We start from the raw sequence: 13311 nt of genomic DNA on the forward strand, positions 1-13311 counted from the left end.
CTTCTAGGCTAACCGGCGCGGCCTGCGGGTTTCGCTGTGGGGTGCTCCAACCCTCGGTCGGTCTGCTTGGAGGAGTCCCATGCAGCAGCCACAGGAGCGCCGGCCGCGCGCCACAGGTGCATTCCGGCGTAACTGCGCCAGGGCGCCCAGCCAGCCCCGCGGGCGGCGAGGGTGCGCGGTTCCACCGCCAGGCCAAGCCGGCCAGCGCCCTGCCGCAGTGCCAGGTCGCTGGTCAGCAGAATATCGGGGCTGCCGAGCACCCGCATGGCCACGTAGCCGGCCGTCCACGGTCCGATACCGGGCAGGGCCATCAGGCTCCCCTCCAATTCTGCGCGGGTCTGTCCGGGGGACAACGCCAGATCACCCGCTGCCAGTGCCTGCGCGACCCGCAGAATGGTCTCGATGCGGGCGCGGGGCCCTCGTAACACCGCCAGGCCGCCCGCAGCGATCTGGGCCGGGGTGGGGAACAGTAGCTGCAGCTCGGGGCCGGGAAGTCGGTCGCCGAGGGCGTCGGCCAGCCTGGTCAGCGCGGTGCGGGCCGCAGCGACAGAGATCTGCTGCCCGATCAGCGCCCGGAACAGGGATTCCTCGGCGTCTATGCTGCCAGGTACGCGGATTCCGGGAGTCTGCGCGACCGAGAAGGCCAACGCCGGGTCAGTGGCCAGGTGGCGGTCGATCGCCTGGGCATCGGCGTCGAGGTCGAACAACCGGCGGATCCGACTCACCAGGGGGGCCAGGTCGGTGAGGTGCGCCAAGCGGATGCTGCAAGTCAGCGCGGGGGCAGCATCCGTTCCCGACAGGGTCACCTCCACCACGCCCGTACCGTGCGGCAGTCGAACCGTGCGGGCGTAGCTCGTGTCGGTGGCCGTTTCGACGCCGGGCAGGGCGCGCGTTCCGAGAAAGCGCAGCACGCCGGCGCCGTCGAACGGTGTTCGAGCCGGCAGTTGCAGCGTGATTCTGGTTTCGGCGATGCCGGAGGAGGTTGTCTCCGGCGCGGAACGGCGGCTGGAACGCACCTGGGACGGGGTGCGTTCGTAGACAGCGACGACGGTGTCGTTGAATTGGCGAACACTGCCGAAGCCGGCGGCGAAGGCCACGTCGGTGATCGGCAGGTCGGTGCCCAGCAGCAGCAGGCGGGCCGTCTGAGCCCGGTGCGCCCTGGCGAGGGCGAGCGGACCCGCGCCGAGTTCGGCGACGAGCACCCGGGTCAGGTGCCTTGGCGTGTAGCCGAGGCGGGCGGCGAGCCCCGGCACACCGTCACGCTCGACGACGCCGTCCGAGATGAGTCGCATTGACCGGGCGGCGAGGTCGTCGCGCATGTTCCAGGCCGGTGAACCGGGCACAGCATCGGGCAGGCAGCGTTTACAGGCCCGCAAGCCGGCCTCGTGGGCGGCCGCCGCAGTGAGGTAGAACGTCACGTTGCCGGGTTTGGGCGTCGTCGCCGGGCAGCTCGGCCGGCAGTAAACGCCGGTGGTGTGCACGCCGGTGATGAACTGGCCGTCGAACCGGGTGTCCCGGGAGCACATGATGCGATACCGTTCGGCGAAATCCGGGTCGGCGAGCCTGATTGCGGGGGAGGAGGAAATGGTCACTCTCCGAGCCTGCCACGCGCAGGTGGCAGCCGGTAGCGGAAATCAGACACGGCACGGCTCGATAGGCTGGGACGATGAACGCACTGCTGCGCCTCCAGTTTGAGCTCGGCGATATCGTCAGCGTCGACCCCCTCGACCTCGCGGCAAACCGCACCGACAAGTCCGGCTGGGTCGCCGACGGCATGCCGCTCGCCATCGTACGTGCCACGACGGTTGACCAGGTTCAGGCCGCGCTGCGTATCGCCACCGAATTTCGGGTCACCGTGGTCACCCGTGGCGCCGGAACCGGCCTCTCCGGCGGAGCCTGCGGCACCGACGGATCCATCGTGCTGAGCGTGGCCGGGCTGACCCGTATCCTCGAAATCAACCCGGACGACGAACTCGCCGTCGTCGAAGCCGGCGTCCTCAACCAGGCCCTCAACGACGCCCTCGCGCGGCAGAACCTGTGGTTCGCCCCCGACCCGGCCAGCAAAGCCATCTCCACCGTCGGCGGCAACATCGCCACGAACGCCGGGGGGCTGCTCTGCGCGAAGTACGGGGTCACCCGGGAGGCTGTTCTCGGCCTGACCGTCGTGCTCGCCGACGGCAGCCTGCTGCGCACCGGGCATCGAACCGTGAAGGGCGTCACCGGTTACGACCTGACCGCCCTACTCACCGGCTCAGAGGGAACGCTCGGCGTCATCGTCGAGGCGACCGTGCGGGTGCGGGCACTCACCGAGGGCACGATCGCCACGATCGGCGCCGTTTTCAACACCGTCAGGGCTGCGGCCGCGGCCAGCGCGGCTATCACGGCCGCACGCATCCGCCCCGCCGTCATGGAACTGATCGACCCGGTCGCTCTGGGGCACGTGGCAACCTACCTCGGCCCGGAGGGATCGGCCGGGTTACCGCTCGGCCGCGGCGCCTTCCTGCTCGTGCAGACCGACGGGCCGGCGGCGCTCGCCGAGGCCGACGCCGCGCTCATCGTGCTGCGCGAAGCCGGCGGCGAAGCCACCCTCTCAACGGATGCTGCCTCCGGTGACCGCCTGCTGGCCATCCGCCGCGCCATGCACCCTGCCCTCGAACAGTTGGGCCAGGTGCTCATCGAAGACGTGTCCGTGCCCCGCTCGCGCATGGCCGAGATGTTCGACGCGATCGCCGCGATCAGCGCCCGCACCGGCATTTCCATTCCCACGGTCGCCCACGCCGGCGACGGCAACCTGCACCCGAACTTCGTGATCACGCGCCGACCGGGCGCGGCGGCGGATGCGGAGGTGCCCGACGAGATCTGGGCTGCCGCCGACGAGATGTTTCAGGCGGCCCTCAAACTCGGCGGCACACTCACCGGCGAACACGGCGTTGGGGTGCTCAAGCGTCGCTGGCTGCGCGACGAGATCGGTGACACCAGCCTCGCCCTGCAACGCCGGCTCAAGGCGGTCTTCGACCCGCTGGGCCTGCTGAACCCCGGCACCATGTTCGACGACTGATCCGTTCGAGCCGTTCGACGACCGAGCCGCCCGCCCCGGTAATCTCAAGTCATGAGTCTCCACCAGCCGCCCGGTCGCCAGCCGACCGCGCACCACGTTCAGGTGAGTCCCAGCCCGGTGCAAGCGGTCTGGCGCGAGCCGCTTCCCCCGCGTAACCGGGGGCGAATCGTCATGTTCGGCGGCGGTCTCGTGCTCGCCGGGCTGGCCCTGCTCGCCGTGTTCGCCTACCTCACGACGTTCCTCAGTAGCGGCGCGCTGCTGTTCGGGATGCTCCTGGCGCTGGTGCCACTCACGCTCGTGCTGTTCGCGGTGCGCTGGATCGACCGCTGGGACCCGGAGCCGCGGCCAGCCCTGCTGTTTGCGCTGCTCTGGGGCGCCGGCATCTCCATCGTCAGCGCGCTGGTCTTCGACCTCGGCGTGCAGATCACGATCGCGGCCAGCGCGGGCGCGCTCGCCGGGAGTGATTTCGCATCCGCTGTCATTCAGGCCCCGATTGTGGAGGAAGTGGCCAAGGGCTTCGGAATACTGGTGCTGTTCTGGGCGGTGCGCCGCCACTTCGAGGGCCCCGTCGACGGTGTCGTCTACGCCGGGGCGATCGCCGCCGGCTTTGCCTTCTCGGAGAATATCCAGTACTTCGGGCTGGCCCTGACCGAGGGCACCGCGCAGACCGTCGGCATCACCTTTCTGCTACGCGGGGTATTCTCACCGTTCGCGCACGTCACGTTCACCATCTGCATCGGGCTCGCCCTGGGTCTGGCCGCACGACGCGGCGCCACCAAGAGCGGCGCGGTCGGCTACTTTCTGTTCGGACTGGTTCCCGCGATCGGTCTGCACGCACTCTGGAACGGTGCCACCTTCGTGCTCGCCGGCGACGCTTCCGTGCTCGGCTACTACGTGGTGGTGCAGGTGCCGCTGTTCATTGCCGCCATTCTCGTCGTGGTGTTTCTGCGCCGGCAGGAAGCCCGGATCACCCTGCGCCGGCTGCACGAATATTCCCAGGCCGGCTGGTTCACCCCGGCCGAGGTGTCGATGCTCGGCACCGGTGCCGGTCGACGTCAGGCGCTCGCCTGGGGTACAGGCCAGGACCGGCTGAAGAAGCTCGCCATGCGCCGGTTCATAGCGGATGCGACGCGCCTCGCCTTCGTGCGCGACCGCCTCGTGCGCGGCCAGAGCGCCCCGGCACTGCAAGCCCAGGAAGCGCACCTGCTCAACCTCCTCATGCAGCATCGCGCCGAGGTACTCGCACAGACGCTGCCCGGGTTGGCTGCAACGGCGTTCCAGAAGCGCCGGGACTGACTGTTCCGGCAGCGCACGGTTTCGACCATGCGCCGTTCCGGCAGTGCACAACAGAAACTCGCCGCCTCGGTGGTGTGGCAGTGCCGACGACTCTCCCGATGCGACGAGTTGGTGTATATCAAGAGTGCACCCCGCGGCGGCCCGGCGCAAGTATAAATTTTCGAGGGTCCACCCGGCGTGCAATCCGGCGCAGAATCCGGTTGGATGGGGGGATGACTGATTTGAATTCCAAGCCCGAAATTGACTTCCCAGAGGGCGCCGCGCCCGACCAACTCGAGATCGTTGATGTCGTCGTCGGTGACGGCGCCGAGGCGACCGCCGGCGCCACCGTCGACGTGCACTACCTCGGCGTTGAGTTCGCGTCCGGCGACGAGTTCGACTCGTCCTGGAACCGCGGCCAGTCGATCAACTTTCCGCTGCGTTCGCTCATCGCAGGCTGGCAGGAAGGGATCCCCGGCATGAAGGTCGGTGGGCGTCGCAAGCTCGTCGTGCCGCCGCACCTCGCGTACGGACCGGCCGGTTCCGGCCACCGGCTCTCCGGCCAGACCTTGATCTTCGTCATCGACCTGCTCGGCGTCAGCTAGGCCGCATAACCGGGAATCACCCTGGACGGGACGCGGCGGCTTCAGCCGGGTCCCGTTCGGTCTGTGTGCGGTGCCGGCCGGTGCCGCCGACTAGGACCGGTCGATGCGCAGGTGTTTGATTTTCGACGTGTGACCCCGGATGATGCTCACATCACGCTTGGCCACCATGAAATGCTTGGCCAGCAGGGCCACCAGGGCGTCGTTGGCTGCACCCTCGACCGCCCGCTGCTGCAGGAACACCGTCACCGAAGGGTGATCCGGCGTACCATCAGGGTCGTCGACCACGAGCGGACCCTTACGGCTGCCGGGCTTCACGTGCACCGTGAGGTTGAGCATGGCGGGCACGGCGCTCCTGTTGGCCCCGGGTTGTGGTGGGGCGCCCTCCAACGGTAGCGCCCTGGTTCAGGTCAGGGTCGCCGTCGGTTCCGGCCCGAGCGTGAACCGCCGCCCCGTGACGGACTCCGGCACGATTTCAACGAAGACCGGCTTGACCGTGGGAATCAGCGGGCGTAACGGCAACGCCGCAGCATCATCGATCTCACGCTGGGTCTGGAGTGCCCGGGCTGTTCCGTGCACAACGACACTCCAGGCGTCGTCGCGACCCACACCATCCGTTTCGAAAGCGACCCGGTTGTTCACAGTGAGTTCGATCAGTTTGGTGCCCGACGCGGTGCGGAACAGCAGGCGCCGATCGGCGGCCACGAAGTTGACCGGAAAAATGTCGGGGATGCCGCCGACGGCCACGGCGACGCGACCCAGACTGGCCGAGAGCAACGCATTCCAGCACTCATCCTCACTGAGAATCTGCACGGGGACGGAGGCCGCGTTCACGTCGTCGAAAGTCATGGTCCATCGTCACATGCCGGGCCGGTCAGAGCGAGCGTGGCGGCACGATTTTCGTACGCTCACGGCAAACAGGGGCGCATATCTGTTGCCCCCACAATGCGGCACGCTGGCCCTGTCAGCTGGAAATTTGCCCATCGGGGCAGGTATCTGGCGGAGCCGGCGTTTGGCCCGATCTGGTTTTGCCGTGTGCCGCAATCTGTTTTCAAAAAAAGTTCCACAGTGAGTGCTCTACCCGAAGTACCGGCGACAACGCCGAGCAGCAGTCCTCCCACTTCCCGGCGGTTCGCCGTATCGGCACCTCGAGTGTTCTACCCGGCACTCGGCATCATTCTGGCCGTCGTCATGATCGGTGTGTGCGTGGCCATCTACAAGGCCTTCCGCATCGAACACGAGGTTCTCGTCGTTGCTGAACGCCGCCAGCGTCGCGAGGAGATGGCTCGCCGCATCGGCAAGACCGTCACCGCTCACCTCGAGGAGAACTTCGACGACCACTTCGGTGAGCAGGTCGACGGACATATCGAAGCGGCGCTGACCGACGATCCGGCACGGCGGCCGCGCTGGGGCCGTCGGCCGAAGGCCTGATCCTCAGCGGGATCGGGGCGCTACATTCCGTTGGCGGCCTTGACCCGGTTGACCAGATCACGCCAGGGACCGTTCACCTGTGGTTCGGCCAGGACGACTTCGTGCGGGGCGCACCGAATGCGGTATGCGAACCGATCGGGGGTGGCCTCACTGTCGGTGACATCGTCCCAGGGCAGCGAGTTGAGAAAATCGGCCCACGTCGCCGGGTCGGGTTGCTCTTCGACTCGGACTTCCCAGGTCAGGCGGATTCCCGCCATCCCGCCACTGCGCGAGACAATCACTTTCATACCGCGATGTTACTCCGGCCCGGCCAGCACCCCGACCGTCGCCCAGGCTCGCAGAACCGCGTCGTGGGCGGCACCACCGATGCCATACAAGGTCGCGGCCGTTTGGGCCGTGGCCGCAGCGAAGGCCGCGAAATCACTTGCGCGGCCGACCCCCGTGCCGGTGAGCGTGTCATACCAAATGCGGCCGGGGGTCTCCCAGGCGTTACCGCCGAGGGCCTCGGCGACCAGATAGAACGCTCGGTTCGGAATGCCCGAATTGAGGTGCACTCCGCCGTTGTCGTCTTCGGTCTCGACGTACCCGGCCATGCTGCTCGGCTGTGGATCTTTGCCGAGAACATCGTCGTTGTACGCGGTACCCGGCGCCTTCATCGAACGGAGGGCAACACCCTCGACCTGGTCGGTGAACAGACCCTCGCCGATCAGCCAACTGGCCTCGTTCGTCGACTGGGTCTTGGTGTGCTGCTCGACCAGCGCACCGAACACGTCGGAGATGGACTCGTTGAGCGCCCCCGACTGGCCCTGGTACTGAAGGTTGGCGGTGAACTGGGTGACACCGTGGGTGAGCTCATGCCCGATCACACTGGGCGAAATGGTGAATCGATTGAAGACCTGGCCGTCGCCGTCGCCGAAGACCATGCGCTCGCCGTCCCAGAAGGCGTTGTCGTACTGCTTGCCGTAGTGCACCGTCGCGTCCATCGGCAGACCGGCACCGTCGATGCTGTCCCGCCCGAACTGCGTCCAGAACAGGTTCTGGGTGGCGCCCAGGCTGGTGTACGCCTCGTTCACCGCCGGGTCGCTGCCGGCCGGCTGACCCTCGGCGCGTACCCGGCGACCGGGTAGGCGTTCCTGGCCGTCGGCATCCGAAATGGTGCGATCAGACTGGCCGGGTGTGCGAGCCGGCAGGGTGCGAGCCCCGGAATAGGGAAACGGATGCGCCCCGCCCCGCAACTGCCGAATCTGTGAGTCGCGCAGCAGTGACTGCCGTGCCGCGGCTGCGGCCTGCGCGAATCGGGGATCGTCGAGTTTTGCCAGCCGCACCAGCAGGTATGGCGGAACGATCGTGCAGTACTGATGGGGACCGGGGCCCAGCTGCGGAGTGTTCATGTGCAGAGTCTGGCACCGGCCGCCGACATTGCAACAGCGAGTCTTCACGGCGCGCAAAATAGACTCGACCCATGCGCTTTGGAATCGTCATTCTCCCGCAGGACCCATGGCGGGTTGCCCGCAGAAAATGGCTGGGCGCCGAGCGATACGGCTTCGACCACGCCTTCGCCTACGACCACCTGTCGTGGCGCTCGCTCGCCGACGAACCCTGGAACGCGACCGTGCCCACCCTCACCGCGGCGGCGGCCGTGACCGAGCGCATCAGCCTCGGCACCTTTGTCTCATCACCGAACTTTCGGCACCCGGTGCCTTTCGCCAAGGAAATCGCCACGGTCGATGATGTGTCGAATGGGCGGTTTTTGCTCGGCATCGGGTCGGGCGGCACCGGTTTCGACGCGACGGTGCTGGGCCAGCCGGAGTACACGCCCCGGCAGCGGCACGAGCGGTTCGCCGAATTCGTCACCGACCTCGACCTGCTGCTGCGTGGTGAAGAGTCGGAGACGACCGCGGGGATCAGCTTCACCGGTGACTGGTACACCGCCCGGAACGCACGCATGGTGAAACCCGCCGCCGTTGATTCCACGCGCTCCCGGGTTCCGTTCTTGATCGCCGCCAACGGGTCCAGGGGCCTCGGGCTGGTCAGCCGCTTCGGGCAGGGCTGGGTGACGACGGGCCAGGACGGCGCGCAGGGGGAGCTCTGGTGGTCCAGTGTGCGCGATCTCAGCGAACGCCTCGAGGACGCCGCCCTCGCGGCCGGGCGCGACCCCGCCACGATCGACCGCTACCTCTCGCTCGATAGCGGCGGAACGTATTCCCTGCAGAGCATAAACGCGTTCGACGATGCCGTCGGCAGGGCCGCCGAGCTCGGTTTCACCGATGTGATCAGTCATTGGCCGCGGGAGCACGGCAGTTACGCCGGAGACGAAGCCGTCCTCGACACGGTCGCGGACGCACTGCACCGATTCGAGTAAAGAGACCGGTCGATCGGTGTTTCCGCCCGGCGGATGTCTAGGCTGGGTTCATGCGCGCACACGATGACCCCACGACCCTGGTTCCTCGCACCCCGCTGACCGACCGGCTCGGCTGGCTCGGATTGCGCAGCGGACAGATTCTGCTCGTCATCATCCTTGCCTCTGCGGTGATCTTCGGCCTGGTTCAGCTCAAGCTCGTCGTGATTCCGGTTTTGATCGCCATCATTCTCGCCGCGGCGCTCAGCCCGGTCATCAACGGCCTGCGCAAACGGGGCGTCGCCGCTATCCTGGCCACCTGGATCACCCTGCTCGGGGGTATCGGGGTCTTCGGCGGCATCATCACGCTCATCGTCTTCGCCGTGCGCGACCAGTGGGACGAGCTGTTCACCTCCGCCTCCGAGGGCATCGACCACCTGCAACAGTTTCTGATCGACGGACCGATCCAGGTCGACGAAAAGCAGATCGACGACGCCCGCACGGCGGTCGCGGACTTTCTCACGAGCAGCCAGTTCGGAACCGGGGCGCTCGCCGGGGCATCCGTTGTCTTCGAGCTGGTCACCGGGGCCGTGCTTCTCGTGGTTATCCTGTTTTTCTTCCTCAAGGACGGCGGCCAGATCTGGAACTTCTTCCTGACGCCGTTCAAGGGCGAGCGCCTCGCCCGCGGACGCCGCATCGGCCACACCTCGCTGCGCGTGCTCGGCGGTTACGTGCGCGGCACGGCGATCGTCGCCGCCGTCGATGCGACCGCGATCGGCATCGGCCTGGCCATCCTGCAGGTGCCGCTGGCCCTGCCACTGGCCGTCATCGTGTTCCTCGGTGCGTTCATTCCGCTGATCGGCGCCACCGCGGCCGGGGTGCTCGCCGCTTTGGTCGCCCTCGTGGCGAGCGGGCCGGGGGTCGCGCTCATCGTGATCATCATCGTCATCGCCGTCAACCAGCTCGAGGGCAATTTTCTGCAGCCGGTCGTCATGGCGCAGTCGCTCAAGCTGCACCCGCTCGTCATCCTGGTCGGGTTGACCGCCGGAACCATCGTCGGCGGCATCGTCGGCGCCGTGCTCTCGGTGCCGATCGCGGCCGTCGCGTGGGCCATAGCGAAAGCCTGGAACACCCCGGACGCCCCGCGCCCGCGCGCGATCCCGCCCAAGCGGCGGGTGCGCAAGCGCTGAACCCGCGGCATCCGTTCCACCGTGTTGGTTTGAGTACCCTGCTCGCTGTACCGCCGCCCGCGTGACTGGAGAACCATGAACGAGCCAAGCCCCTTTCACCTGCCGAGGCCACGGCTGACGCTCGAGCAGGCGACCGACCTGGCCCGAGACCGGTTCGGCATCACCGGCACCGTCACCGAACTCGGCAGCCACCAGGACCGTAACTTTCGCATTGAAACGGATGCCGGCGCCGTCGTTCTCAAGGTCGCCAACCCGGCCGTGGCCACGGTTGAGCTCGAGGCCCAGAACGCGGCGCTGCAGCACCTCGTCGGCCTGAACCTTGACCTGCCTGCACCCGTCGCCGGCATCGAGGGCAGCCGGATCGTGCACGCCACGATCGACGGGCAGAACCTCGACCTGCGGCTGCTGACCTACGTCGACGGACATCCGCTGACCGAATCGGCGCGACTGTCGGTCGGGCAGATCCGTTCGCTCGGTGACGTCGCCGCTCGCCTCGTTCATGGCCTGGCCGACTTCGAACACCCGGGAACGGACCGATTTCTGCAATGGGACCTGCGGCGCGGCGGCGCGGTCATCGACGCGCTCCTGCCCGCCGTCGACGACGAGGCCCGCCGCGTGCGGCTGCGCACGGTCACCGACACCGCCCGGCAGCGCATCGCCCTGGTCGCGGACGACCTGCGCGTGCAGACGATCCACGGCGACCTGACCGACGACAACGTCGTGAGCCGGGACGGCGCTGCCGGCACCATCACCGGGGTCATCGACTTCGGCGATGTGGCCCGGGGCTGGCTCGTTGCCGAACTCGCCGCGACCTGCGCCTGCGTGCTCTACCGCAGCCCGCAGCATCCGCTGGCCATCCTCGACACGATCGAGGCCTTCGCCGCACGGGTAGCGCTCACCGAGGCCGAACTCGGCGCCCTCTGGCCGTTGATCCTGGTGCGCACCGCGGTGCTCGTCGTCAGCGGCGAAGCGCAGGTGCAGCTCGACGGCGACAACGACTATGCCGACGCGAACCGGGCCCGCGAGTGGCTCGCCTTCGAGACGGCGGCCGCCCAGAACAGTGCCGAACTCGAAGCATTGATCCGCTTCACGGTGGCCGACCAGGCGGTGGCCGAGCAGCGCCAGCCGATCGGGGCAACCGAGCATCCGCTGCTCGGACCGCTCGACCCGGAAGCCCGCATCGACCTTTCGGTGACGAGTGCTGCGTTCGACGCCGGCAGCTGGCTCGAACCGGGGATCGACGAGCGAGTGGCGACGGATGCCGCTGCCCGCCTCGGCCTTGCCGTCACCGGCTACGGCGAGTTTCGACTGTCCCAGACCAAAATCGACACGGCCGACGAGTCGATCACCCTGCACCTCGGCGTCGGGGTGTATCTGCCGGAGGGGAGCCCGGTCACGGCTCCGATCGACGGGACCGTCGTCGTGGTCGATTCCACCACGGTTCGGTTAGACGGCGCCGACTACGATCTGTGGCTGACCGGGGTTGCCGCGACCGCCCTCGACGGGGAGGTCATCCGGGCGGGCGCCGCACTGGGCAGCGTTACCGCCCACTCCCGACGCGCACGACACGAAACGGCCATCGCCGGTGTGATGGTGCAGACCAGCCGGCTGCGCGGCATCCGTCCCCCGCGCTTCGTCGCGCCGTCGACGGCTGCCCTCTGGCAGCGGGTCTGCCCCGATCCGTCCGCGCTGCTCGGGCTAACGCCCCTGCGCTCGCTCGCCGACCCGGCCGTCCTGCTGCAGCGCCGCGACGCGTCGTTCGCCAGGGTGCAGGAACACTATTACGCGGCGCCGCCGCAGATCGAACGCGGCTGGAAGCACCATCTCATCGACACCCACGGGCAGAGCTACGTCGACATGGTCAACAATGTCACGACGGTCGGCCACGGACACCCGCGCATCACCGAGGCTGCGCGCAGCCAGTGGTCGCTGCTCAACACCAACTCCCGCTTTCACTACGAAGAACTCGTGCGCTTCACCGAACGCCTCGCCGAGCTGGCCCCCGACCCCCTCGACACGGTCTTTCTGGTCAACAGCGGCACCGAGGCCGTTGACCTGGCCCTGCGCCTGGCCCTCAGCTACACCGGTCACGACACGGTCCTGTCGGTGCGGGAGGCCTACCACGGCTGGTCTATGGCAGCGGATGCCGTCTCCTCGTCGGTCGCCGACAACCCTCGGGCGCTGGAAACCCGCCCGGACTGGGTGCACCTGGTCGAGGCGCCGAACGCCGTGCGCGGCAAGTATCGGGGCATGCAGTCGGCGCCGCAGTACCTGAACGACCTCGACGGTGACCTGCAGGCCCTCTCCGCCGAGGGGCGCACGGTCGCCGCCTTCATTGCCGAACCGGTGTTCGGCAATGCCGGTGGGGTGCTGCTGCCCGACGGCTACCTGAGCGGCGTTTACGAGCGGATGCGCGCCCGCGGTGCGCTCTGCATCGCCGACGAGGTACAGGTGAGCTACGCGCGCCTCGGCCGACACTTCTGGGGCACCGAACAGCAGAACGTGGTGCCGGACATCATCACCATCGCCAAGGCGATGGGTAACGGGCATCCGCTCGGAGCGGTCATCACCCGCCGCGACGTGGCCGAGCGCTTCGCCGATGACGGGCCGTTCTTCTCCTCAGCCGGCGGCAGCCCGCTCAGCTGCCGGATCGGCCTCACCGTGCTCGACATCATGCGTGATGAGGGCCTGCAACAGAACGCCGAGGTTGTCGGCCGGCACCTCAAGCGGGGCCTGGAACGGCTCGGGGAACGATTCGATTCTGTCGGCGCCGTCTACGGCATGGGGCTCTACCTCGGCGTCGAACTGGTCAGCGATCGGGCCAAGTTCACACCCGCCACTGCCCTTGCCGCCCGGCTGTGCGACGAACTGCTGCTGCGCGGCTGTATCGTGCAGCCCACCGGAGACTTCAAGAATGTGCTCAAGATCAAGCCTCCGCTCTGTCTCAGCATTGCCAGCGCCGACCATTTTCTGCGCGCACTTGACGGAGCGCTGAGCGAGTTGTGCGCCTGAGTCGGACGAGGTACCCAGATGATACCCGCGGGCTACCGCCGCGACTTGACCAGCGCGGGGGCCGACGGCTCCGGTTCGGCGACGAAGACCAGGCCGCCTGCACTGTTGGCCGAGAGCATGAGCGCTTCGATCCAATCCCGATTGACCGACGGTGTTCGGCTGCCGAAGTATCGGTAGTACAGCGTGCTCGTGGGGTCGAGCCAGATCGCGCTGCGACCGCTGCCCTCGTCGGGCGAATCGGTCCACGTAAAGATGAAACTCTCGCGTCGGCGCAGCTTGGTGCTAATCACGATCTGCAGGTGCATGAGGGCTCGATCGTCGAAGGTGATCACGATGCCCGGATTGCCGTAAAGCAACGTTCCCATAGGTGCCCCTCCTCGATGATTCCACCACTGTAGCGGTACG

The 13311-nt window shown here is 67.7% G+C and carries 13 protein-coding genes; 7 read left to right on the forward strand and 6 right to left on the reverse strand.

Features of this window, described 5'->3' with window-relative positions; all coding sequences use genetic code 11:
• Positions 1 to 8 precede the first annotated feature (8 nt).
• Positions 9 to 1592 carry a DNA-3-methyladenine glycosylase 2 gene (locus BMW72_RS15415; protein WP_255576056.1) on the reverse strand — a complete coding sequence of 528 codons (1584 nt, stop codon included), beginning with the start codon at positions 1590 to 1592 and terminating at the stop codon, positions 9 to 11.
• A gap of 74 nt (positions 1593 to 1666) precedes the next feature.
• On the opposite strand from BMW72_RS15415, the gene BMW72_RS15420 reads away from it, so the two are divergent.
• The 3 genes from BMW72_RS15420 to BMW72_RS15430 all read left to right on the forward strand — a co-directional run bounded on the left by BMW72_RS15420 (position 1667) and on the right by BMW72_RS15430 (position 4938).
• Entirely contained in the window at positions 1667 to 3058 is a 1392-nt protein-coding gene (locus tag BMW72_RS15420) for an FAD-binding oxidoreductase (RefSeq protein ID WP_092112118.1), read from the forward strand.
• A gap of 51 nt (positions 3059 to 3109) precedes the next feature.
• The gene (locus BMW72_RS15425) at positions 3110 to 4354 is read left to right on the forward strand and encodes a PrsW family intramembrane metalloprotease (RefSeq protein WP_092112120.1); all 1245 of its coding nucleotides are present in this window, start codon (positions 3110 to 3112) and stop codon (positions 4352 to 4354) included.
• Positions 4355 to 4566: 212 nt separating this feature from the next.
• Positions 4567 to 4938 carry an FKBP-type peptidyl-prolyl cis-trans isomerase gene (locus tag BMW72_RS15430; protein WP_092112122.1) on the forward strand — a complete coding sequence of 124 codons (372 nt, stop codon included), beginning with the start codon at positions 4567 to 4569 and terminating at the stop codon, positions 4936 to 4938.
• Between the two features lie 90 nt (positions 4939 to 5028).
• On the opposite strand, the gene BMW72_RS15435 is transcribed toward BMW72_RS15430, so the two are convergent.
• Positions 5029 to 5274 carry a DUF167 domain-containing protein gene (locus tag BMW72_RS15435; protein ID WP_092112125.1) on the reverse strand — a complete coding sequence of 82 codons (246 nt, stop codon included), beginning with the start codon at positions 5272 to 5274 and terminating at the stop codon, positions 5029 to 5031.
• Positions 5275 to 5340: 66 nt separating this feature from the next.
• Complete coding sequence (locus tag BMW72_RS15440; protein WP_092112126.1) at positions 5341 to 5784, reverse strand: pyridoxamine 5'-phosphate oxidase family protein; 444 nt, start codon at positions 5782 to 5784, stop codon at positions 5341 to 5343.
• A 219-nt stretch (positions 5785 to 6003) separates the two neighbouring features.
• Here BMW72_RS15440 and BMW72_RS15445 point away from each other — a divergent pair, with 219 nt between their 5' ends.
• Positions 6004 to 6366 (forward strand): hypothetical protein, encoded by a 363-nt coding sequence (locus BMW72_RS15445; protein WP_134450413.1) that lies wholly within the window; start codon positions 6004 to 6006, stop codon positions 6364 to 6366.
• A gap of 20 nt (positions 6367 to 6386) precedes the next feature.
• Here BMW72_RS15445 and BMW72_RS15450 read toward each other — a convergent pair whose 3' ends face one another.
• Both BMW72_RS15450 and BMW72_RS15455 read right to left on the reverse strand, forming a co-directional pair.
• Positions 6387 to 6653 carry a protealysin inhibitor emfourin gene (locus BMW72_RS15450; RefSeq protein ID WP_134450412.1) on the reverse strand — a complete coding sequence of 89 codons (267 nt, stop codon included), beginning with the start codon at positions 6651 to 6653 and terminating at the stop codon, positions 6387 to 6389.
• 9 nt (positions 6654 to 6662) lie between these two features.
• The gene (locus tag BMW72_RS15455; protein WP_092112132.1) at positions 6663 to 7757 is read right to left on the reverse strand and encodes a M4 family metallopeptidase; all 1095 of its coding nucleotides are present in this window, start codon (positions 7755 to 7757) and stop codon (positions 6663 to 6665) included.
• A 71-nt stretch (positions 7758 to 7828) separates the two neighbouring features.
• Here BMW72_RS15455 and BMW72_RS15460 point away from each other — a divergent pair, with 71 nt between their 5' ends.
• The 3 genes from BMW72_RS15460 to BMW72_RS15470 all read left to right on the forward strand — a co-directional run bounded on the left by BMW72_RS15460 (position 7829) and on the right by BMW72_RS15470 (position 12906).
• Complete coding sequence (locus BMW72_RS15460; RefSeq protein ID WP_092112134.1) at positions 7829 to 8728, forward strand: LLM class flavin-dependent oxidoreductase; 900 nt, start codon at positions 7829 to 7831, stop codon at positions 8726 to 8728.
• A 50-nt stretch (positions 8729 to 8778) separates the two neighbouring features.
• The gene (locus BMW72_RS15465; protein WP_092112136.1) at positions 8779 to 9894 is read left to right on the forward strand and encodes an AI-2E family transporter; all 1116 of its coding nucleotides are present in this window, start codon (positions 8779 to 8781) and stop codon (positions 9892 to 9894) included.
• A gap of 75 nt (positions 9895 to 9969) precedes the next feature.
• On the forward strand, positions 9970 to 12906 hold the full coding sequence (locus tag BMW72_RS15470) for an aminotransferase (protein WP_092112138.1): 2937 nt from the start codon (positions 9970 to 9972) through the stop codon (positions 12904 to 12906).
• Between the two features lie 32 nt (positions 12907 to 12938).
• Here the strand turns inward: BMW72_RS15470 and BMW72_RS15475 are convergent, their stop codons facing one another.
• Entirely contained in the window at positions 12939 to 13271 is a 333-nt protein-coding gene (locus tag BMW72_RS15475) for a DUF7882 family protein (RefSeq protein ID WP_092112141.1), read from the reverse strand.
• Positions 13272 to 13311: the final 40 nt, after the last annotated feature.

The sequence above is a fragment of the Cryobacterium luteum genome, from assembly GCF_900110125.1.
Lineage (GTDB): Bacteria > Actinomycetota > Actinomycetes > Actinomycetales > Microbacteriaceae > Cryobacterium > Cryobacterium luteum.

Bases quoted from the DNA above. Each gene is read 5' to 3' on its own strand.
- BMW72_RS15420 (WP_092112118.1), top strand. From the start codon at position 1,667: ATGAACGCACTGCTGCGCCTCCAGTTTGAGCTCGGCGATATCGTCAGC.
- BMW72_RS15425 (WP_092112120.1), top strand. From the start codon at position 3,110: ATGAGTCTCCACCAGCCGCCCGGTCGCCAGCCGACCGCGCACCACGTT.
- BMW72_RS15430 (WP_092112122.1), top strand. From the start codon at position 4,567: ATGACTGATTTGAATTCCAAGCCCGAAATTGACTTCCCAGAGGGCGCC.
- BMW72_RS15435 (WP_092112125.1), bottom strand. From the start codon at position 5,274: ATGCTCAACCTCACGGTGCACGTGAAGCCCGGCAGCCGTAAGGGTCCG.
- BMW72_RS15440 (WP_092112126.1), bottom strand. From the start codon at position 5,784: ATGACTTTCGACGACGTGAACGCGGCCTCCGTCCCCGTGCAGATTCTC.
- BMW72_RS15450 (WP_134450412.1), bottom strand. From the start codon at position 6,653: ATGAAAGTGATTGTCTCGCGCAGTGGCGGGATGGCGGGAATCCGCCTG.
- BMW72_RS15455 (WP_092112132.1), bottom strand. From the start codon at position 7,757: ATGAACACTCCGCAGCTGGGCCCCGGTCCCCATCAGTACTGCACGATC.
- BMW72_RS15460 (WP_092112134.1), top strand. From the start codon at position 7,829: ATGCGCTTTGGAATCGTCATTCTCCCGCAGGACCCATGGCGGGTTGCC.
- BMW72_RS15465 (WP_092112136.1), top strand. From the start codon at position 8,779: ATGCGCGCACACGATGACCCCACGACCCTGGTTCCTCGCACCCCGCTG.
- BMW72_RS15470 (WP_092112138.1), top strand. From the start codon at position 9,970: ATGAACGAGCCAAGCCCCTTTCACCTGCCGAGGCCACGGCTGACGCTC.
- BMW72_RS15475 (WP_092112141.1), bottom strand. From the start codon at position 13,271: ATGGGAACGTTGCTTTACGGCAATCCGGGCATCGTGATCACCTTCGAC.